The sequence below is a fragment of the Escherichia sp. KTE114 genome (assembly GCF_000407765.1).
GTDB lineage: Bacteria > Pseudomonadota > Gammaproteobacteria > Enterobacterales > Enterobacteriaceae > Escherichia > Escherichia ruysiae.
Genome location: NZ_KE136626.1, coordinates 2,836,882 through 2,858,869, shown reverse-complemented (window position 1 = coordinate 2,858,869; position 21,988 = coordinate 2,836,882). Strand labels below are relative to the sequence as shown.

General features: G+C 51.7%; 17 protein-coding genes. 2 read left to right on the top strand and 15 right to left on the bottom strand.

Going from position 1 to position 21,988, the window contains the following annotated elements:
* Positions 1 to 31: 31 nt before the first annotated feature.
* Complete coding sequence (gene aspC, locus WC5_RS07645; protein ID WP_000462677.1) at positions 32 to 1,222, top strand: aspartate transaminase; 1,191 nt, start codon at positions 32 to 34, stop codon at positions 1,220 to 1,222.
* A gap of 221 nt (positions 1,223 to 1,443) precedes the next feature.
* Here the strand turns inward: aspC and gloC are convergent, their stop codons facing one another.
* The 7 genes from gloC to cmoM form a co-directional block, all read right to left on the bottom strand.
* Positions 1,444 to 2,091 carry a hydroxyacylglutathione hydrolase GloC gene (gene gloC, locus WC5_RS07650; protein ID WP_001109465.1) on the bottom strand — a complete coding sequence of 216 codons (648 nt, stop codon included), beginning with the start codon at positions 2,089 to 2,091 and terminating at the stop codon, positions 1,444 to 1,446.
* 26 nt (positions 2,092 to 2,117) lie between these two features.
* The gene (gene mepK, locus WC5_RS07655) at positions 2,118 to 2,666 is read right to left on the bottom strand and encodes a peptidoglycan L,D-endopeptidase MepK (protein WP_001516120.1); all 549 of its coding nucleotides are present in this window, start codon (positions 2,664 to 2,666) and stop codon (positions 2,118 to 2,120) included.
* A 180-nt stretch (positions 2,667 to 2,846) separates the two neighbouring features.
* Positions 2,847 to 4,694 (bottom strand): L,D-transpeptidase, encoded by a 1,848-nt coding sequence (ldtD, locus tag WC5_RS07660; protein ID WP_000926043.1) that lies wholly within the window; start codon positions 4,692 to 4,694, stop codon positions 2,847 to 2,849.
* 255 nt (positions 4,695 to 4,949) lie between these two features.
* Positions 4,950 to 9,410 (bottom strand): chromosome partition protein MukB, encoded by a 4,461-nt coding sequence (mukB, locus tag WC5_RS07665; RefSeq protein WP_000572687.1) that lies wholly within the window; start codon positions 9,408 to 9,410, stop codon positions 4,950 to 4,952.
* Positions 9,410 to 10,114: a chromosome partition protein MukE gene (mukE, locus tag WC5_RS07670; protein ID WP_010344468.1), complete on the bottom strand. Its 705-nt coding sequence runs from the start codon at positions 10,112 to 10,114 to the stop codon at positions 9,410 to 9,412. Before mukE ends, mukB begins: the two co-directional genes overlap by 1 nt.
* Positions 10,095 to 11,417, bottom strand: coding sequence for a chromosome partition protein MukF (gene mukF / locus WC5_RS07675; protein ID WP_001288859.1), 1,323 nt, complete (start codon positions 11,415 to 11,417; stop codon positions 10,095 to 10,097). The genes mukE and mukF overlap by 20 nt, the downstream gene beginning before the upstream one ends.
* Positions 11,414 to 12,199, bottom strand: a complete 786-nt coding sequence (gene cmoM, locus WC5_RS07680) for a tRNA uridine 5-oxyacetic acid(34) methyltransferase CmoM (RefSeq protein ID WP_010349584.1) — start codon at positions 12,197 to 12,199, stop codon at positions 11,414 to 11,416. Before cmoM ends, mukF begins: the two co-directional genes overlap by 4 nt.
* Positions 12,200 to 12,334: 135 nt before the next feature.
* Here cmoM and elyC point away from each other — a divergent pair, with 135 nt between their 5' ends.
* Positions 12,335 to 13,114 carry an envelope biogenesis factor ElyC gene (gene elyC / locus WC5_RS07685; protein WP_000899559.1) on the top strand — a complete coding sequence of 260 codons (780 nt, stop codon included), beginning with the start codon at positions 12,335 to 12,337 and terminating at the stop codon, positions 13,112 to 13,114.
* Here the strand turns inward: elyC and WC5_RS07690 are convergent.
* The 8 genes from WC5_RS07690 to ihfB all read right to left on the bottom strand — a co-directional run bounded on the left by WC5_RS07690 (position 13,091) and on the right by ihfB (position 21,904).
* Entirely contained in the window at positions 13,091 to 13,984 is an 894-nt protein-coding gene (locus WC5_RS07690; RefSeq protein ID WP_000436929.1) for a YcbJ family phosphotransferase, read from the bottom strand. The two genes, elyC and WC5_RS07690, sit on opposite strands and share 24 nt — an antisense overlap.
* A 151-nt stretch (positions 13,985 to 14,135) precedes the next feature.
* Complete coding sequence (gene kdsB / locus WC5_RS07695) at positions 14,136 to 14,882, bottom strand: 3-deoxy-manno-octulosonate cytidylyltransferase (RefSeq protein ID WP_000011597.1); 747 nt, start codon at positions 14,880 to 14,882, stop codon at positions 14,136 to 14,138.
* Positions 14,879 to 15,061 carry a protein YcaR gene (gene ycaR / locus WC5_RS07700; RefSeq protein WP_000350069.1) on the bottom strand — a complete coding sequence of 61 codons (183 nt, stop codon included), beginning with the start codon at positions 15,059 to 15,061 and terminating at the stop codon, positions 14,879 to 14,881. The genes kdsB and ycaR overlap by 4 nt, the downstream gene beginning before the upstream one ends.
* 51 nt (positions 15,062 to 15,112) lie before the next feature.
* Positions 15,113 to 16,345 carry a crosslink repair DNA glycosylase YcaQ gene (ycaQ, locus tag WC5_RS07705; protein WP_000174807.1) on the bottom strand — a complete coding sequence of 411 codons (1,233 nt, stop codon included), beginning with the start codon at positions 16,343 to 16,345 and terminating at the stop codon, positions 15,113 to 15,115.
* 35 nt (positions 16,346 to 16,380) lie between these two features.
* Entirely contained in the window at positions 16,381 to 17,367 is a 987-nt protein-coding gene (lpxK, locus tag WC5_RS07710) for a tetraacyldisaccharide 4'-kinase (RefSeq protein WP_000570521.1), read from the bottom strand.
* Positions 17,364 to 19,112, bottom strand: coding sequence for a lipid A ABC transporter ATP-binding protein/permease MsbA (gene msbA, locus WC5_RS07715; RefSeq protein WP_000551252.1), 1,749 nt, complete (start codon positions 19,110 to 19,112; stop codon positions 17,364 to 17,366). The genes lpxK and msbA overlap by 4 nt, the downstream gene beginning before the upstream one ends.
* Before the next feature lie 36 nt (positions 19,113 to 19,148).
* On the bottom strand, positions 19,149 to 21,413 hold the full coding sequence (locus WC5_RS07720) for a ComEC family protein (RefSeq protein WP_000705720.1): 2,265 nt from the start codon (positions 21,411 to 21,413) through the stop codon (positions 19,149 to 19,151).
* A gap of 206 nt (positions 21,414 to 21,619) precedes the next feature.
* Entirely contained in the window at positions 21,620 to 21,904 is a 285-nt protein-coding gene (gene ihfB, locus WC5_RS07725) for an integration host factor subunit beta (RefSeq protein ID WP_000167336.1), read from the bottom strand.
* Between the last annotated feature and the right edge of the window lie 84 nt (positions 21,905 to 21,988).

The window sequence follows — 21,988 nt, the reverse complement described above, 5'->3', positions numbered from 1 at the left end:
TTCCCTTCTGTAACCATAATGGAACCTCGTCATGTTTGAGAACATTACCGCCGCTCCTGCCGACCCGATTCTGGGTCTGGCCGATCTGTTTCGTGCCGATGAACGTCCTGGCAAAATTAACCTCGGGATTGGTGTCTATAAAGATGAGACGGGCAAAACTCCGGTACTGACCAGCGTTAAAAAGGCTGAACAGTATCTGCTCGAAAATGAAACCACCAAAAACTACCTCGGCATTGACGGTATCCCTGAATTTGGTCGTTGCACCCAGGAATTACTGTTTGGTAAAGGTAGCGCCCTGATCAACGACAAACGCGCCCGCACAGCTCAGACTCCAGGTGGTACTGGTGCGTTACGCGTGGCTGCCGATTTCCTGGCGAAAAATACCAGTGTTAAGCGTGTGTGGGTAAGTAACCCAAGCTGGCCAAATCATAAGAGCGTATTCAACTCTGCTGGTCTGGAAGTACGTGAATACGCTTATTACGACGCAGAAAAACATACTCTGGACTTCGACGCCCTGATTAACAGTCTGAACGAGGCCCAGGCTGGCGATGTGGTTCTGTTCCACGGCTGCTGTCATAACCCAACCGGTATCGATCCTACACTGGAGCAATGGCAAACGCTGGCGCAGCTTTCCGTTGAGAAAGGCTGGTTACCGCTGTTTGACTTCGCTTACCAGGGTTTTGCTCGCGGTCTGGAAGAAGATGCTGAAGGTCTGCGCGTTTTCGCTGGTCTGCATAAAGAACTTATCGTCGCCAGTTCCTACTCTAAAAACTTTGGTCTGTACAACGAGCGTGTAGGCGCATGTACGCTGGTTGCTGCTGACAGTGAAACCGTTGATCGCGCGTTCAGCCAGATGAAGGCAGCGATTCGTGCGAACTATTCTAACCCACCAGCGCACGGAGCTTCGGTTGTTGCCACTATCCTGAGCAATGATGCGTTACGTGCTATTTGGGAACAAGAGCTGACCGATATGCGCCAGCGCATTCAGCGTATGCGTCAGTTGTTCGTTAATACGCTGCAGGAGAAAGGTGCAAACCGCGACTTCAGCTTTATCATCAAACAGAATGGCATGTTCTCCTTTAGCGGTCTGACTAAAGAACAGGTACTGCGTCTGCGTGAAGAGTTTGGCGTGTATGCAGTAGCTTCCGGTCGTGTGAACGTAGCCGGGATGACGCCAGACAACATGGCTCCGCTGTGCGAAGCGATTGTGGCAGTGCTGTAAGCGTTAAAACCAATAAAGCCCGCTGAAAGCGGGCTGAGACTGATGACAAATGCAGCATTACCTGATGCGCTACGCTTATCAGGCCTACGCGTCCCCTGCAATATTTTGAATTTGCACGATTTTGTAGGCCGGATAAGGCGCTCGCGCCGCATCCGGCATAAACAAAGCGCACTTTGCCAGAAATCCAGGCCCGCATTGAAAGCGGGCTTTTTTATACGCCTTTACCAGACGGGCATTTCATCTCGCAGGAAGGGATTATGCAGGCGCTCATAACCAAGAGTGGATAATGGTCCGTGACCCGGAATAAATGTCACGTCATCCCCCAGTGGCAGCAATTTATCTTTGATTGAAGAAATCAGTTGATTGTGATCGCCACGCGGGAAGTCACTGCGCCCCACTCCACCTTTGAAAATAACGTCGCCAGAAATGAGCAGTTTTGACTGATTATCAAAGAAGACCACATGACCCGGCGTATGCCCAGGGCAATGTAACACCTGTAAAGTCACATTCCCTATGCTGATAGTGTCGCCTTCGTTCAGCCAACGATCCGGTGTTAGTGGCTGACACTCATCCAGGCCAAACATACGGCTTTGCGCAGGCAAGCCTTGCAGCCAGAACTCATCTTCCTTTTCCGGACCAAGAACCGGCACGCCGTAATGTCGCGCCAGTTCCGCCGCCGCGCCAACATGATCCAGGTGACCATGCGTAAGCAGGATCTGCATTAGCGTCAGGCCGCTGGCATCAACTTCCTGTTTGATTTTTTCTGCATCGCCGCCAGGATCAACCAGTGCAGCCAGGCGAGTTTGTTCACACCAGATCAATGAGCAATTCTGGGAGAATGCAGTGACCGGAATAATACGATAATTCATACTGCCCCTGTTTCGTTAAGCGATTGTTACCAGTGCCGTGCTGGCCCGGTATCAATATGCACAAAGTTACTACGTGGGTAATATCCTACACCACCTGCACGCATAGATAACGCGGCTTTGCGAATATTGCTTAACGCGACACCTTCAATATGGAAATCCATCGCCTGGCCTTTGGTGTGATAGCTTTTCTTCGCTACCCCACGGCTGTGCGCGCGTAGTTCATTGTTGGTATCAATAGAGCGATAACCGGAAATGAGTTGCACCGGTTTGCGGGTGCCTAACAGCCCTTGCAGGCGATACAACTGGTCGAATAATCCTGGGTCGATGGACTTTATTTTGTTCGCGCGGAAATCGCGGAAAAAATGGTTTAGTTTTGCCAATTCTTCCTGAATATAGCCTCTGCCATCGAAAAACTCCGCTTTAATTGACTCTCCGGTATGGAGATTATTGAGTGTCAAAATACGCGGACGTGGGGTAGAGAGTGTCGCAAACGCAGGGGTCGGCAAGATGGCGGCACCAAGTGCAACGCCACCAAGCGCCAGCAGTTTACGGCGATTAGCGTCGAATTTGTCCATGATAATCAAGTCTACAGGTCAATGTTATCGTTTATATGCACTTCTGGCGCACAAGAGGCACCTTAACCGTCCATAAAGCTAACGTCAAGATGACTCAATCCCAGCAGTAATGGGGGCTACCGAGAATAGCCCCCAATCATGCCAATTATTACGACAACTGATTTACCCGAACTACTTCATTTATCTGATTAATTGTTCCGCTTTCGATACAATTTGCGAGCTGGATCGCGCAGGCAGATCATAATTGTAAATATCTGTACGATATTGAGTACGACCGTCTGCACCGACAAACGCGGTCAGGTAGTAGAGATTAACCGGAATCGACTGACGGATATTGACGTAACGGGTATCTCCCTGCTTCAGGGCGTCGGAAATACGCTTGTCATTCCAGCCTGCATCCTGCAACAGCATATTTGCCAGATCCGATGCCTTATTCACCCGCACACACCCTGAGCTTAACGCGCGTGTATCACGCTTGAACAGATTGTGATTAGGCGTGTCATGCAAGTAGATAGCGTCTGAACTCGGCATATTAAATTTATACCGTCCTAGCGAATTTCGTGGGCCAGGAGCTTGCTGGAAGCGGAACGGTAAATTCGACGCAGTAATCGTTGACCAGTCAACCTGCCACGGATCAATCGCTTCTTTGCTGTTCCAGCCGCGCATCACCGTATAGCCATGACTTTCCAGATAACCCGGATCGTTACGCACTTTTGGCAAAATATCTTTGCGTGCCAGCGTCGGCGGTACGTTCCACGGCGGATTCACCACCACATTGTTTAAAGCACTGCTCATCATCGGTGTTTTTCGGTCAGGACGACCGACAATTACCCGCGAGTCCAGCACCTGATTACCGTTCTGGTAATAGACCAAAGAATAGGCGGGTATATTGACCATGATGCCAGTAGAAAGCTCCGCAGGCAGCAAGCGTAAACGCTGGATGTTGAGTGCCAGCACACCTGCACGCTGAGCTGGCGTTACATTTAACCAGTCCCGCGTTGCCGGGCCGATAGCGCCATCTGCCCCCAATCCTTGCCATGCCTGAAAACGTTTAACGGCTTCCACCAGCTCATTATCGTAGGCGGCGCGCACGGCTGGTGCCGGTTTACTGCGAGCCGTAGTTTGCCTGTCCATCGGCTTAGTTTCCGCTGTTTCGACGGCAACGGCGGACGGACTCACGACTGCATCAGCGGGTGTTTCATCGCCAGGGAGCGCAATTTTCGGTCCGCCTTCGAGCATTCCCGTTCGCTGCAAAATCTCGCGCAGTGCTGGTACATCATTACTCCACTGGCCAGGACGCAGCGTTGCTTTACCGGTCAGTTGTGGCCACGGTTTAGTATCGCTGAGTAAGGTCAATAAAGATTCATGCATCGCGGCATATTGCGGATGCTGCGGAGCCAGTCCTGCAATAAACGTTGGCAACTGACCATTATTTAGCGCCACCTGCCATTGGTTAATGACCGAGAGCGGTGGTGTAGAGAGCACATAAGGTTTACTGCTGTACAACCAGCGCGTACCTTTGACCGGAATGTTAGCAACGAAATGGAGATAGCCCAGCATTGCATCCGACAACACTACGTCGCGTGCCAGACCGTTAACGCCAGGATCAGTCAGTAACTCTACCCATTTGTTAAACTGCGGCTGAAAACCAGCAATCGCCACTTCTGCTAGTTGCTGCTGGAAGGCTTTTACCGCATCACGGTTTTCCCACATCGGCTGCATATCACGTGCGGCATACAGCAGTTGAAGTTGGTTAAGATAAACCGGCTTATAACCTGCGGGTAATTGAGATTCGATTTGTGTGCGAGCGTTTTCCGCCGCACCCTCTGGTAGCGGCTGAAGTCCCGCCATAATTGCCGTAGCTTGCGCTTGCGGCAGTGCATCTCCCTGTTCGCTAACAGCCACCGGGCTGTCGCCAGGGATTACTTCAGGCTCATCAGCCTGCACACTGAACAGTGGAGCGAATGTTACGGCCAGACACAAACTCATTGCCGAAAGCCGACGACCACACATCATGTTAAGCAACATCCCTTGCCCCCTGTTTTTATCATACTTTGAATAGCCAGGCTGCTTTTCTCTACTTGCCTGTACAACGCCAATACTCACGAAAGTATGACGAGCAAGCCTGTTACTTATCAGGCTTACCTTCAGTATATAAACACCGATACGTTTTTACACAACCTAATGTAAAGAAGTTTAAAGAAAAGCGCGCCGTAATGCGGCATTTTTTTAGTGCAGAAACGGAGTTTTCGGAAAAAAGGCGACATCGCTGCCGCCTTAATCTTAACTTGCCTGGGAAGACGCTTCGTCAGCTCCTGGAAGCGTCTCAGGAAGCTGCGGCGCAAAGCCACGTAAACCAACCACATGTACGTGCTCGGTATTCTGGAATACCTTACGCACCAGTTTGTAGGTGGTGCCTTTCTCCGGGCTAATATTTTCTGGCGCCGCGATGATGAGCTGCATTTGCAAACGCTCACACAATTCAAACAGCGTGGCGATAGAACGAGCATCCAGTCGCGCTGCTTCATCGAGGAACAACAGGCGGCAAGGAGAAATGTCTTTACCGCGCAGGCGGCGTGATTCATCTTCCCAGCTCTGTACCACCATAACCAGAATCGACATACCTGTACCAATTGCTTCACCGGTAGATAGTGCGCCCGATTCCGCACGCAGCCAGCCATCGGAACCACGGTTAACCTCAACTTCCATCTCCAGGTAGTTGCGGTAATCCAGCAGTTCTTCACCAATGGTCTGCGGTGTGCGCTGGCCCATATCAATCTGCGGGTTAAGGCGCTGATACAGTTTCGCCAGAGCTTCCGAGAAGGTCAGACGGTTGCTGTTAAACAGATCCTGATGTTGTTCATGCTGTTCAGAAAGGACATCCAGCAGCATGGCGTGAGTTTCACGCACGTTCACGTTCAGACGCACGCTGTTCACCTGACCGAACGACACGTTCTGCAATCCCTGGTTGAGCATACGGATACGGTTCTGTTCGCGCTGAATGGTTTTGCGAATAATGTTCGCCACGCTGCGGGAACTGATCGCCAGTTTCTGTTCGCGGGAAGTTAACTCTTCAGTCAGACGGCTAAGTTCGATTTCCATCTGCTCGATAGCTTCCACCGGATCATCGGTACGAATAATATCCTGACGAATACGTTCGCGCAGATGCTGGTAAACCGCCACGAAGAACTGAATTTTACGTTCCGGACGTTTTGGATCTTCCGACATACGCAGCACGTCGCGTAGATGTTCGTTATCCGCTACCGCCAGACGCAGCGCACCTAACGCCTTATCCGACATGGAACGCAAATCATCAGCGGAGAGATAAGCCAGCTCGCGACGGTGTAAGCGGCGCTCAACGCCATTATCTTTCACCATGCGCATGACTGCACACCAGCCCGCTTTGGCGGTCACCACCTGCTCGCGCATCTCAAAGTAATCACGTTCCAGCTTGCGCAGTTTGCGGGTCAGGTTGTCCATCTCCGCTTCGCAGAAGGTAAGTGCTTTTTCCAGTTGGTTGCGACGTGAACGGTTATTGCTCAGTTGCGCATGTAATTCGTCACGGCGAATACGCGCCCGTTCTTCTGCCCCGCTATCGGCACGCACCCCGATATCCTGCAATTCGCGTTGCAGATCGTTAAGCAGCTCTTTTTTGGTGTCGTAAGAACTTTTCAGCGAGGCCAGTACCTGGTTGTACTGGCTCAACTGCGCTGCGTGACCACGCAACGCTTCACGAGCGCGGGTACGTTCCGCTTCCGCCTGCTCCAGACGCTCACGCAGTTTTTCGTTGAGATCGCTGTTACCGCTGAGCATTTCTGCCGAGTCGGAGTAGCTAAAGTGCGCACGACGCTGCACCACTTCAGTCAGGGCAAATGCCTGCTGACGGGCATCTCGCTGCATTTGCTGGGAGTACGCGTAATCTTCTTTTAACTGTTCGAACTGTTCCGGGTCGCTCTGCAACACCGAAACCATCGGCTCCAGTTTTGCAAGTTGATTACCGAACTGCTGAACAAAACGCGCGGCTTCCTGTGCTTCATCCAGACGTTCGCGGATTTCATCGACGCGATCCGCCAGGCTGTCATCAGCCAACAGGTTGAGACGCGGCAGAATGCGATTTAGCGCCGTAACGCCCTCTTTCGCCTGCTCAAACTGAATACGCTGCTGCTGGTTATCATTTTCATGATTACTCAACGCACGCTCCAGCTCGACGCGACGGCTGTTGAGTTGGCGGATTTCGGCTTCCGGATCGGACTCAAACGCCACCGCCAGATGGCTGCCGATAAAACGGCTAAATGCCTGATGCAGGCGCTGGGTTTTTTGTACATCAAAGGAGAGCGTAGCAAAACGTTCAGAGAGCACTTCACGCTCGGCATGAAGACTTTCAATACGGCTTTCGCGCGCCGCACGACCAAACAGCGGAACTTCCGGGAAGCGTGAGTAACGCCACTGACGGTCGGCAACTTTCACCACCACCGCTTTTTCCAGCTCATCAACGCTGAACACGCTATCATCGAATGACTGCGGATCACCTTCGATCAGATAGAGATCTTCCGGGCAATCGGTTAAACCTTCCAGTTGTTCGGCAATCTGCGACAGATCCGGCACAACGATCGCGTGGCGAGACGGGCCATATAGTGCAGAGAAGTACGGCGCATCTTCAAGGCTAACGTCGTCATAAATTTCTGACAGCAGCACGCCACCAAAACGTTCTGCCAGCGCATTCAGGCGCTGATCTTCAGAGCCGCCCGGCTGACTTAAACGCTCAATCTCTTCGTCAACGGCGTTTTTACGCGCGCCCACTTCGTCACGTTCAACAATCGCTTCGCGCTCACGCTCCAGCAACTGTTGCATGTATTCAGTGACGTCCTGACTGGAAGTGAACTCTTCACCGCACTGCTCGCTCAACTGATTGAGGCTGTTTTGCGCCGCCAGCCAAACCGGCGCACGCTGCATCAGACTCTGAATGCGTGATTGCAGTTGTTCCTGTTCCTGACGCAGCGCCATGCGCTCTTCACGGGCGTTAGACACGCTGTCAGAAAGAGAGGCAATGCGCGCTTCCAGTTCCTGATGCAGGGCTTCCAGTTCGTCGATATCGAAATTCTTGCCCTGACGTTTGCAGAATTCTGCCAGCAGTCGTTCGGCTTCTTGCTGCTCGCGCAGACGCTGTTCCAGTTCGCCTAAGCGCATCCGTAGCGGCTGAACCTGTTCTGCCAGGTGGCGCTGATCGACCCCTTCGCGCAGCAATTCGCGGGCGACCTCCCACGCTTCGTTACGCGCCAGCGGACCGTTGATTGCTACTACCAATTGATAAGCCTGCTCAAACTGGCTGTGCGCAGTTTGCGCCATACTCATTTTCTGCTCAAGAGAGAGCATTGTTTCGGTCGCTTCCAGCTCTTTCGCCTGGAAGGTTTCCAGCCATTCGGCGGCGCTGTCGGCGGTTAAGTCCGGCAGATGACACAATTCTTTGGCACGATTAAGCGCAGCAATCGCCTGGTTGTACTGGATCGCGCGCGTTTGCTGGACGTCCAGCGCCTGCTGGTAGTCAGCAAGCTGGCTTTTCAGCTCATCCACTTCCAGTTCGGCGGCTTCCGCACGCGCTTCGTTCTCTTCCTGGCGCTCGATGGCTTCTGCCACCACTTCGTTTTGCTCTTCCAGACGGATCTGCAGCTCATCAAGATCCGCTTCGTAACGTTCGATCTTTTCCTGCTGACGCAGTGCAGTCTGCACCAGGTTCAGGTGATCGCTGGCCGCCTGATAATCCGCTTCCAGATCGCCTTCGGCACCGTTGTGCTCTGCCAGCTCACGCGCCATATCGACGTGTTTGTACTGCTCCGCCGCCAGTTGCTGACGCGAAGTATGTAGCTCACGACGAAACTCCAGAGCTTTGTCGAGATGGACACGGCGCTCGTTGGCGTGACGCATGTAGTCCGCCGCCACATAGTTGGTAGCTTCGCTAATCAGATGCTTGAACAAGTCACGGTCAGACTGGGTGACACGAATCGCTTCCAGCGTCATGCGGTTTTCACGCAGCGCCGCTTCCATGTCCTGGAACGCTTTACGCACACCGCTGTTTTCTGGCAGCAGGTAGTCGCGCAGGGAACGGGTAATGGCGCTGGAAATACCGCCGTACAGCGAGGCTTCGATCAGACGATAGAATTTACTACGATCAGAAGCAGAACGCAGACGGCGCGCGATGATGCCCAGATCGAACATCAGCGAATGGTAATCGGTGATGGAGTTGAACTGCTTAAACTGCACGCCTTCCATCGCTTCGAGTTTGTCTTTCAGCTCGTTAAGCGGCAGCACGCGCGCCTGACGTTCGTTCAGGGTTTCGGTCACCAGCTGTGTCGGCTGCACCGACATCGGCAAGCCCTGAATGGCAAACGGTTTGATATCAACTTTACGATCGCGCCCGGCAACCTGTTGTAGACGCACACCAACCACCACGCGCTGGTGGCGCGAGTTGATGGTGTCAAGCATCGAATAACAGACACCCGCTTTTAGCTTACCGTGCAGGCCTTTATCTCGCGAACCGCTGGTAGCCCCGGCTTCCGTGGTGTTACGGAAATGCAACAAGGTCAGGTCGGGGATAAGCGCCGTAACGAACGCCGCCATAGTGGTGGATTTACCCGCACCGTTACCGCCGGAAAGCGTCGTGACCAGCTCATCAAGGTCAAAGGTACGGGCAAAAAAGCCGTTCCAGTTAATCAGCGTCAGTGAGCGAAATTTACCGCGTTCAATCATTATTCTTCCTCTCCGCTATCTGGCTGATTCTCTTCAGTTTCGTCGTTGAGTTGCAGGTGGTTTTCCAGCGACATAGCTTCACCATCGCGAATCAGGCGACGCTGGGCTTCGCGCGGATCGTCGCCCGCACGGACATCCGCACCGAAACGGAACACCGATTCAGTAATGCGGAACTTGCTGCTGTCGTGCCCCATAAACCACACCATGCCTAAGCGGCGCAGACGGTTGAGCGAAGAGCGTACTTTTTCCTGCAACTTCTGGCGATCCACGTCCGAACCGGTAGAACGGTTGTTTACCAGTTTCAGCAGTTTCGCTTCATCGGCCAGGGTGAGCAGTTCATCATACAATTCCTGCTGAGTAAAAATCCCCTCGTTCGCCAGCCGTTCCGGGCTGAGATAGAGATAACAGAGGATTTTCCCGACCATCATGTCCAGTTCCGACAATACGGAGCGCGGGATAATAGTGGTAGAACGTGGGCGCAAATAGAAAAAACCTTCCGGCGCGCGAATAAGCTCCACATTATAACGTGCGTAAAACTCTTCCAGATATTCCTGAAAATCCATCAGGAATGCATGATTATCCAGTTCGTCAAGACCGATATGGCGGCCTGAACGCAGGGCGCTATCCAGCGCCGGAAATAACGGATTCGCCAGCGCCTGCGCCAGCTTAACCGGCATCACTTGTTCAATATTTGTCGATGACATGCGCCTGTACCTTGGCTCCGTAATCATTAATCGGCTGCCATTTCGCTGGCAGTCCGGTGAAATCTGCTTGCGCTACGCCGAGGCGTACCGCCTGATCAATAACAATACGCGCAACGTCAAAGTGACGCGCACGTGGATACTGCGCCAGATATTCGCGTACCACCAGACCAAGATCCAGCGGTACTTGTCTGGTTTTGTACACGGCGAGCTGTTCTTCGATGATCGCCGCCAGTTGTTCGCGGATCTCGTTGAACTCTTCGTACTCTAAATCTGGCGGAAGCTCCCCGGTCACTTCTTCGTCGCGCAGTGCCATCTCTTCGTCACGCATATCCAGCAGACGATCGGCATTCGCGTAAGTCAGCGCCCACGGCTCATCAAAATAGGTTTGTACCGACTGACGTAAACGCTGGGCAAAGACGCGGTTTTTATCCATATCGATAGCAGTACGGATAAATTTGTGTACGTGGCGATCGTAGCCAATCCACAAGTCGATAGATTGCTGTCCCCAGCTGATAATACGATCGAGCTTACTTTGCAGATCGAACACCAGACTATCGACAAAATGCAGATCGTCATGCGTCATGGTCGCATCCTGAATGCGCAACAGGTTAGCCTGCAATTTGTCACCTGCCGCTTCCAGCGTATCCTGCAATTCACGCAGCGTACCGGAGGTTTCTGAAAGCAACAATTCGCAGCTGGAGATCGCCGCCCGCCAGTCTTTATTCAGCAACTGAGCGATGTCATCTTTCACCTGCTGCTGCTGCTCATCCATCAGACGTTGCGTCAGATCGATGCTGTCGAAAATTTCTGCTACAGAATATTTCAGCGGCGCATAGACATTGCGGTGCCAGTGAAACTCATCACCGCCCTCTTCTGCCGCATCCGCCGCACGCTTCAGTTCGCCTGCAACGATCGACAACTGCATAGAAAGACGCAGCGTAGAAAACTCGCGCTGACGGATATAGTAGTCAGTAATGCCGATGCCGAGCGGCGTCAGACGATATATAGCGTTCCCTTCCGCCTGCTCACTGGTAAAGCGGTTCAGCAGACGTTGACGCACCATGTCGTTGATCGCGTTGTTGGCGCGCACGCCGATGGTTTCGCTGGTTTGCTCAAACGCATCACTCACATGGCGGAATGCATCCACCAGCTCGCCTTCACTCATCTCACCATCCAGACGCTCGCCATTCAGCGTGGCAACCGCCAGCAGAAAAGAGAGTCGGTCTACCGGCAGCGAGATGGAGAAGTCATTTTTTCTGGCCCAGGCAACCAGTTCGGGGACTGTCTGGGAAAATTCACTCATACTTTATCCTTGCTCTGCGGTTTGCGCGCGGTGACATGAATATAACGCCCCAGGCTGATATACGGTTCCTGGCGGCAATAACGCGTTTCTAATTCAAGTAATGCTTCGTAGCAGTCGCGCTGCTGGTGCTTTTCACGCAGATAATCATGAAACACGCGAACGCCGGTTTTACCCATAATTTGCCAGCCAGCTTCTTCCAGCCACTGATATACCTGCGCCGGGTCGCGTGGATAGTCTGGCGAAAGCGTCCGTTTTTTCTTTTTCGGCATTCCCGCCTGCACGTAATCAAAATTTCCTGCGACCATGTTATGCATCAGCAAGCCGTGCGCATTGTAGAACATTAATGACAACATGCCGCCTGGGCGCAACACTGACCACAATGTTTGCAATACGCTGCGGGGGTCAGCCACCCATTCCAGCACCGCATGGAACAATATCAGATCAACGGGCGTTTCCAAATGCGAAGCAACGTCCTGAGCGGCGCAATGTATAAATTGCATGTTATCGCTCACACCTTTAGCTTCTGCCGCCTGCTTTGCGCGGTCGATCATCTGGGCGGAGAGATCGCATAAAATGACCTGATGCCCACGTTCGGCCATTTTGATCGCGGTCTGTCCTTCTCCACCACCGGCATCCAGCACGCACAGTTTTTGCGGCTCCATATCCACCAGTACACGATCAAGATCCTGCCACAGAATAGCCTGTCGAAGCTGTCCTTTGGTGGTGCCGTAAATGTTACGGGAAAACTTTTCCGCAATGTCATCAAAATTGCGATCCTGCATTGCTTTCTCCACCGGTTGGCTAAGACGTTTTCTGATAAAGGCGCTATTTTGTCACAGCCACGGCGAGAATGAACCCGTCTGGTGTAATATCACTGCCGATCCCTCACTATATGGTTAAAAAAGGAACCAGAAAGGATGCTTTTTACACTGAAAAAAGTGATTGGCGGTATGCTACTGCCACTTCCGCTAATGTTGTTGATTATCGGTGTGGGTCTGGTGCTACTGTGGTTTAGCCGTTTTCAAAAAACCGGAAAGATATTTATTAGCGCAGGATGGCTGGCGCTTTTGTTATTAAGTTTGCAACCGGTAGCCGACCGCCTGCTGCGTCCCATCGAAAGTACTTATCCGACATGGAATAATGCACAAAAAGTGGACTATATCGTGGTGCTAGGAGGTGGTTATACCTGGAACCCGCAGTGGGCACCAAGTTCAAATTTAATCAATAATAGTTTGCCGCGCCTGAATGAAGGTATTCGTTTATGGCGCGAGAATCCGGGATCAAAACTGATCTTCACGGGAGGCGTGGCAAAAACCAATACGGTGAGTACAGCCGAAGTGGGTGCCAGAGTAGCGCAATCGCTGGGCGTACCGCGCGAACAAATTATTACGCTGGATTTGCCAAAAGATACCGAAGAAGAAGCAGCCGCAGTGAAACAGGCAATTGGTGACGCCCCTTTCCTGCTGGTGACATCTGCGTCTCATTTGCCGCGCGCGATGATCTTTTTCCAACGGGAAGGTCTGAATCCGCTGCCAGCCCCGGCGAATCAGCTGGCAATCGACTCACCGCTTAATCCGTGGGAACGGGCAATTCCCTCTCCGGTCTGGTTGATGCATAGCGACCGAGTCGGCTATGAAACGCTTGGTCGCATCTGGCAGTGGCTGAAAGGTTCGTCAGGCGAGCCAGGGAAGGAGTGATTTTGATGCCAGATCGAAGTTGCGCCGGCTAAACCGTCCGGTATTGACCAGTTGCGCAACTTCATCCCATAACACATACAGCCAACGCCGCCAGATGAACGACTCCGCCACTGGCGCGCGTTGCAGGTAACTCCAGAGTAAATCCTCTGCCAGAGTGTTATCCATCAACCGGAACAACTCATACTCACGTGGCGCCCAAAGCATGAGGCCCGGCCCTACCATCGCCAGTAATTGATCGCTACGAGAATCTTTCAACATGCTGCGCAAACAGAAATTGCCATGGATCAGCACACAATTGTCGTTAAATCCTTCAAATAATGCCGGAAGACATTCGCGGGTGCGGAACAGGATACGCTTATCCTGCATCGTTAGACCGGTGTTATGGAACTGATTGAGCGTGGTCCATAGCACTTCAACATGTTGCCGATACCAGGAGGGCCAGAAATTTTCCTGAGTATTGTCGACTGCACCGACGCAACCGCGACTGTCCTGTCGGTGCCAGGCCAGCAGAGCTTCAACAATTTGCTCTTTCAGATGATCCCAACGTTCCGGTGTACGCGCGGGTGCTTCCACAGAAACACCACGCATCCGCTCCAGTAACAGGACATCGGGGCCAGGATGTTCTTCATGTGTCATCACGCCATAGATGGTTGGCATACGAATAGTCCCACTGCGTGCCAGCATGGTGGTTTTCCATGCCAACTGGCGAGCTTGTCCTGGCGTACTAAAGCTTCTCGCCATTAACGGCATTGGGTTTCCCTGGCTGTCATACAAAGCCCACAACGCCGTATCTGCTTTTTCATTGACGCACTCAATACGACTGAGTTTTTCGCCCAGTAAATGGCTTAATTCGGCACGCAGCTGTTCCATTCAGATTACCCTCATAAAAGCTACTGCCTTCATAATGAGCGCCAATGTAAAAGATGTCACCTGAATGAGATCAATTGTTGAAAAGAAAAATGAGGAAAATCGTAACGGTACGACACTCCCCCAAAATCAGGTGGAGTGTCGTGAAATTAGCTTAGAGCATTTCAGCGCGAACGCGCTCGAGATCTTCAGGGGTATCCACTCCTGTACCAGGAACTTCCTGGGCAACAGCAACGTGGATTTTTTCGCCATACCACAGTACGCGAAGCTGCTCTAACATTTCGATGTGTTCTAACGGACTTGGCTGCCAGTTGACATAACGACGGATAAAGCCTGCACGGTAGCCATAAATACCAAGATGACGCAGGAAGTTATCACCAACGGTTTCCAGACCTTTTGCAAAACGGTCACGATCCCACGGAATGGTGGCACGCGAGAAGTAAAGCGCATAACCTTCAGCGTCAAGCACCACTTTAACCGCATTCGGATTAAAGGCTTCTTCCGCACTGTGGATAGGTACAGCAAGGGTTGCCATGCCTACTTCACGCTGGGCGAGATTATCAGCAACCTGACGAATGATTGTCGCAGGGATCATTGGCTCATCGCCCTGCACATTAACAATCACCGTGTCGTCGCTGAACGCGCATTTTTCGACAACTTCCGCCAGGCGTTCGGTGCCTGACTGATGATCGGCGCGCGTCATGCACACTTCCCCCCCAGCAGCTTCAACAGCGCGGGCAACATCTTGATGATCGGTTGCTACAATGATGCGATCGGCTCCTGACTCGCGGGCGCGTTCAAGAACATGAACGATCATCGGCTTACCGTTAATATCGACCAACGGTTTACCTGGCAGACGCGTAGAAGCGTAGCGTGCAGGAATAATCACCACAAAACTCATGATTTACTCTCATCAGCAGTCAGTACGCGGGCTTCCGTTTCCAACAGCACTGGGATGCCATCGCGCAGCGGGAAAGCCAGGTTATCCAGTTTGCAAATCAGTTCTTGTTTTTCCTGGTTATACCAAAGTTTGCCGTTGCAAACCGGGCAGGCAACGATTTCGAGCAGACGATGATCCATAGTTCCTCCAGATGGATCGGGTTATGAATGCATAAATCTTATCATAATCATTTATGCCCAGGGGGCTATTTCCCAGCCTGTGCGGCAATCACTAAAGAGACCGTGTGGGCAGCGCCCTAATGTCACTCGCGTTGCCTGCTGCCAACCAGCAAAATCGGTAATCGCCTGGCGCAATCCTTTTTGAAGAAAAGCAGTCAGTTTGATGCCATCCTGTAACCAAAGGGAGATAACTTCAAGGACGCCCGTCTGGCGATGCATTTTGGCATCCATTCGCCCGACTAATTGTCCACGATGCAGTAACGGCAGAACGAAATAGCCATACTGACGTTTCGGTGCCGGCGTGTAGCATTCCAGCCGGTAGCTAAAATCAAAAAGCTGCTCTGCACGTTTACGATCCCAGACGACAGGGTCAAAGGGTGACAGTACAGTGCAATGCGTCGCGGTGAGTTTTCCCGCGAGAGCTGTTTCGAGAAGAGGCAACAAATCAGTATGCAGCCAGAGTTGTCCTAACCTCTCCACATTTACGGGGATAATTTTCCGCTGTTCAGCACGCACATCACGCCAGGCAGCCAGCGCCGGGCGTTTAAGACGATAGTAATCCGCCAGCCACTGTTCGCGGAATATTCCCAGGCTACGCGCGCTGTTATCCAGCATCGTGATTTCTGCTTCTGTTTGCGAAACGAGGTCACACTTATCATCCCAGTGCGGCATGACGCGATGGGTTAAATCATAAATGCGCTGGAAATTACGCCTTTCAATCACCATAACCTTTCCAGCAGTAAACAGCCCTTCCAGATGGCGTTTATGCGGCTTCCACTCCCACCAACCGCTTGCCCCTTTGCGGGGATGAGCAAAATCGGCTGAACGTACGGGTCCGTTATCCTGAATGTACTGAAGTAACTGTTCAATTTCTTCCGCATGTTCCCGCATCCAGGCGTCTTGATATTTCCAGCCCATTTTTTCTGGCGCCAGCATCCGGTGGCGAATGAGATGAAAATCACTACGCGGCATAAAGCAGGCTTCATGCGCCCAGTATTCCATTAATTCGCCATGCGCCAGCGACTCGTCCAGCCACTGCGGAGGATAATTACCCAGACGACTAAAAAGCACCAAATAAGGGCTGCGGGCAACGATATTGATAGTGTCGATTTGCAGCAAGGACATGCGGGAAATAGCTGCCAGAATATCTTGCGGCAACGCGCGACGACGAGATTTTTTTAACAGGCCTTGCGCAGCGAGATGAAGATTACGCGCATCAGCAAGAGAGATATACGGCAGCGTCATTCATGGCTCCATCAATTGAACGCTGCTGCTGCGAATTAGTTGCCAGAAGCCAGCGAGGAAAGTTGCGCGAGCAGTTTCTCTGGCTCAGCGCCCGAAAACTGTGCGTCAACGGGCAAATACCACCAATTTTCTTCTGCAAAGCCCCGGCATTTCACCGCATCTTTTTCAGTCATAACCAGTGTTTGCCCGGCACTTAACAATGCGCTGACATCCGCATGATTCAAAGACTGATGATCGGACAACGGCACACATTTTTCCGGTTGCACACCACACATATTCAGCGTGGCAAAAAAGCGCGGCGGATGACCAATCCCCGCCATTGCCACCACATGTTCAAGCTGTGCAATGTCACAACGAGCACCGGTACGCAAATTCACTGCCTGACCCGGTATTAAATTCATCGGAATTTCACCATCACGCGGTACGCCGCCATTGACGATTACCGCATCAACCGATTTTAAACGCCCTGCGCGCTCGCGCATTGGCCCCGCAGGCAGCCACCAGCCATTGCCAAAGCGACGCACACCATCAATGACGACAATTTCCACATCTCGTGCCAGACGATAATGTTGTAGACCGTCGTCGGTTACGATGAGCTGCACATCAGGATGTTGCGCAAGAATGGCTTTTACCGCATCAGAACGGACGGGAGAAACTGCAACAGGCGCGCCAGTACGCTGATAAATCAGCACCGGTTCATCACCCGCCTGTGCTGTGGTAGTCTCTGCCGACAATAACATCGGATACGACTCGGCCTTACCGCCATAGCCCCGGGATACAACACCAACACGAACACCGCGTTTTTGCAGTTGTTCTACCAGCCAGACAACGACCGGTGTTTTCCCGTTACCACCTGCGGTGAGATTACCGACCACCACAACAGGCACTGGGGCACGCCATGCGCGCTTCAGTTTTAGTTTATAGCAAAGACGGATAGCGCCACTCACCAGACCATACAACCAGGAGAGTGGCAGCAACAGCCGCCACAAAGGAGATTCACCAGACCAGATTTTTTCGATCATTGACCAAATTGCATTTTGTGAAGTTGCGCGTAGACACCACGGTGTTCAAGCAAATCGTTATGCGTGCCGCGTTCCACAATGACACCATCCTCAACGACCACAATTTCGTCTGCCTTTTCAATGGTAGACAAACGGTGAGCAATCACCAGTGAGGTACGGTTTTTCTGTAGCTCGTCAAGCGCCGCCTGAATCGCACGTTCGGATTCTGTATCCAGTGCCGAGGTGGCTTCATCAAGGATCAGAATAGGGCTGTCACGCAACAAAGCTCGAGCGATAGCGATACGCTGGCGCTGACCGCCAGAGAGCAACACGCCGTTTTCACCAATCACCGTATCAAGACCGTTATCCATCTTATTGATAAAGTCCATGGCATAAGCCATACGCGCCGCTTCTTCAATTTGCTCACGGCTGTACTGGTCTGTACGTGCGTAAGCAATGTTGTTGGCAACCGTATCGTTAAACAAATGGACATTCTGCGATACCAGTGCAACCTGGTTACGTAACGACGCCAGGGTATACTCGCGCAGATCGTGACCATCCATCAGGATCTCGCCTTCATCAATATCGTAAAAACGCGTGATCAGGCTGGCGATAGTTGATTTACCCGAACCCGAACGCCCTACCAGAGCCACTGTTTTCCCTGCTGGGATCTTCAGGTTGATATTACGCAGCGCAGGGACTTCACGCCCCGGATAGGTAAAGGTGACATTGCGAAATTCGACGTCGCCAGTAGCACGCTCAATCTCGCGTTTACCTTCGTCTTTCTCCTGTTCACTATCCAGAATGGTAAACAGCGTCTGACAGGCCGCCATACCACGCTGGAATTGGGCATTAACGTTGGTCAGCGATTTCAGCGGACGCATCAGTGCAATCATCGAAGAGAAGACAACGGTGATCGTACCGGCTGTCAGGCTATCCATTACACTTGGGAAGCTCGCGGCGTAGAGAACAAATGCCAGCGCCAGAGAGGCAATCAGCTGAATGATCGGGTCAGAGATGGAAGAGGCAGATACCATCTTCATTCCCTGCAAACGCATCTTGTTGCTGACCTTATCAAAACGCTTCGTTTCTACTTCCTGGCCGCCAAAAATCAATACTTCTTTGTGGCCTTTCAGCATCTGTTCAGCACTGGTGGTCACCTGCCCCATTGTGTTCTGCATGTTTTTGCTGATGCTGCGAAAACGCTTCGATACGATACGAATCGCAATCGAGACGATCGGCGCCAGCACAATCAAAATGATCGACAACTGCCAGCTGTAATAGAACATCATGGCGAACAGACCGATAATGGAAGCACCTTCACGCACCACCGTAATCAGCGCGCCGGAAGACGACGAAGCAACCTGTTCAGAATCGTAAGTAATACGTGAAAGCAGTGTCCCGGTAGACTGTTTGTCAAAAAATGACACCGGCATTCCCATCATGTGGCCGAACAGACGGCGACGCATGGTCATTACCACTTTTCCTGATACCCAGGAAATGCAGTAACTGGAAATATAACTGGTGATACCACGTAAAATCATCAGCCCAATAACCACCAGCGGCATCCACATCAGCACGGAGCGATCGGTTTTACCAAAGCCATCATCGAGAAGTGGCTTAAGGAGCGATAACATGAAGGTATCGCTGGCTGCGTTGAGAATTAACGCTATGCCCGCCACGATCAGACCCGCTTTAAAAGGCGCAATGGTTGGCCACAGTCGGCGGAATGTCTGCCACGTAGAGAGATCTTTGTCGTTATGCATTCAAAAAACCAGCATTTGTTGAAATAGCCGCATATTCTACCCGTTATCCACTGGCACGCCAAACCACTGATGATACCAACGAGGTAAAATTTGCTCCCTTAGGCTGCGTACCTGCCAGCCTTGCGCTGAAAAATCGACGGTTATTTGCCCCTGATGCGAGGTATCAACCCATTGATATCCCTGAATTTCATAGCGTCTTTTAACTTTGCTGGAGGGTAGTCGCCATGCGTTATAGCGCGATGCCGATGCCAGTGCCACTTTTCCATTCACACGCTGAATTAATGGCAATGATGATGAGGTATTACTGCCATGATGGGGCACCTGAAGTAATGTTGCCTGCACATGTTGCCAGTAACGACTTAGCATTTTTTGTTCAGCGAGTGCTTCAATATCACCGGTTAAAAGAATGCTATACGTTCCGTCATCAACCTTAACCACACAGGAATGGTTATTTCCTTTATCGTTGCTACCTTGTAAAGGCCAGTGTGCGCTAAAACGTAATCCTTGCCACTGCCACGCTTCACCGCGCACACAGGGCTGATGATGTTCCCAGTTTAAAGGGCTTCTGACCCATAACGTCGGCCAGACACGTAATATCGAGTCCAGCCCTCCCCGATGATCCAGATGTTCATGACTCAGAATGACGCCTTCCGGTTCAAGGTTATGCCAGCGTAGCCAGGGGACAATCAGTTGTTGCCCGCTGTCACCTTCTGGCCAGGCGAGGCCCGTATCATAGAGAATCGCTTTGCCGTTTCGCGCAATCACCATTGCCAGCCCTTGCCCGACATCAAGCATATACACCTGCCACTCGTCAGACCGTGTTTTTTGCCACAGTGGACAACACATCATAATGCCTCCAGCCACGCACAGCGCAGGCAACGTTCGCCATGCGTTTAGTCGCCATCCTACCAGTAATAACCAGGGAGAAAATGATAGCCATTGCCAACGTTCAGCAACGTTGACCCATCCTTCTGGCAAGCTCTTTAACAACCAGAAAAGTAAAGCCAAAGATCTGTCGGCCAGAAACCATAATCCTTGTTCCACGATTAATGGTCCGCTTAAATGCACTATCATCGCGGCGAGAATCAACGGAACCGTGATAAATGTCACTAAGGGAATAGCGAACAAATTTGCTATAAACGAGGTCAGACTAATGCCATGAAATATGACGATTTGCACGGGCATAAGCAGGAGTGTGATTCCCAGTTGCAAATGAATGAGGGAAACAACTGCACGCAATACCGGCGGCAGTTGCCACTCAGGACAGGGAAACCACTGATACCAAAAAATCAGTGCTGCCACCGCTGCAGCAGAGAGCCATAAACTTTGCGAGAGAATGGCAACAGGATCCATCAGCAAAATTGCCGCCAGACAACATATCCATACATCCCAGCCACTCCATTGTCGCCCACTTAACTTAAGCATTCCCCACGTTGCAAGCGCCACGATGGTACGCAGTGCCGGAGGTTGCATACCAGTCAACCAGGCATAAAAAGCGGCACAGAAAATTCCGCCAATTAATGGCATCTGCCAGTGGATCCAATGACCAGGGAGGAAAATTTGCCCACCGCGAATGAGCCCGGCTGCCAGCAACGCCGCAAAAGCGATGTGCAATCCCGATATCGCCATTAAATGCGCTGTACCAGTATTGCGCATAATATCTTTGATTTCTTTGGGCACAGATAACCGTTCACCCATACCTAAGCCAAGAATCACCGCTTTCCACAGATAAGGTTGCAGGGTCGTTTGCAAAGAGGCCAGATATTGCGCCCGCAGACTACACCCCGGTTCAATGATTCTTGCCTGAAGAAAACGCCCGGTTAGAGGCTGGTGCTGGGCAATAGCATAACGCTGGCTGTCAAAGCCACCATCATTAAGCTGACCGTGAACCGCACGAACTCTGAGTTTCATTGACCATTGTTGTCCGGCACAAACCACTTGTGGCAGATACTCGCCATACAGCACAATGCCTGGCGCAGGGAAAAGACGTCGACCTTGTAGATGGGTAATTTGAGCGTAATGAGTGGTTATGCCGTCAGTAGCAGTAATCTCGACAATTGCATCCTGCGTCGCGCCAGTTAAGTTTTCTCCTGCCCACAAAATTTGCTTTGCCGCCAATATGCCCCAAAGGAAAAACAGCAATGTCAGCGTGAAATAACGAACGGCTTTAACAGGAATAAATGCCAGTACGCAGGCGAAGACGGTCAGACTCGCAAGGGTTAATGTCCCAGGCAATTGTGGCAAAATCAGCAGCGGAAAAATTCCGCAAATAATGCATACGCCAACTGTCGTTATTTTCATGCACCCCTCCCTGTTTTCGGAAAGTGTGCAACTTTGTTGAACGGTTGTCTGGCGGGAGTTTTGCGTTCCCCGAGACAGGTTCAGAAGAATTTAACGGGAATGTGAAAACTACACAAAACGCTGCGAGGCAGCTTCCAGTTCCAGATTACAGAAATGAAAAAAGCACCCGACAGGTGCTTTTCTCGCGTTCAAGTTTGAGTGAAAACTTAACCGTAAATATTGGCGCGATCGCGCAGTTCTTTTCCTGGTTTAAAGTGAGGAACGTATTTTCCTTCCAGTTCTACTTTATCGCCAGTCTTCGGATTACGTCCGGTACGTGGTGCGCGGTAGTGCAAAGAGAAACTGCCGAAACCGCGGATTTCAATACGCTCGCCCTGCGCAAGAGTCGAGGCCATATGCTCCAGCATCTCTTTTACTGCATCTTCAACCGTCTTAGCGGGAATGTGCGATTGCTGGGTGGCAAGTCTTTCTATCAATTCTGACTTGGTCATGATTCCTCCGGTTCCTTAAAGGCAAATTAAGCGGCTGCTGTTGCTGCATTGATTAAGGGCGGCCGTAGCCGCCCTTAGTGCTTG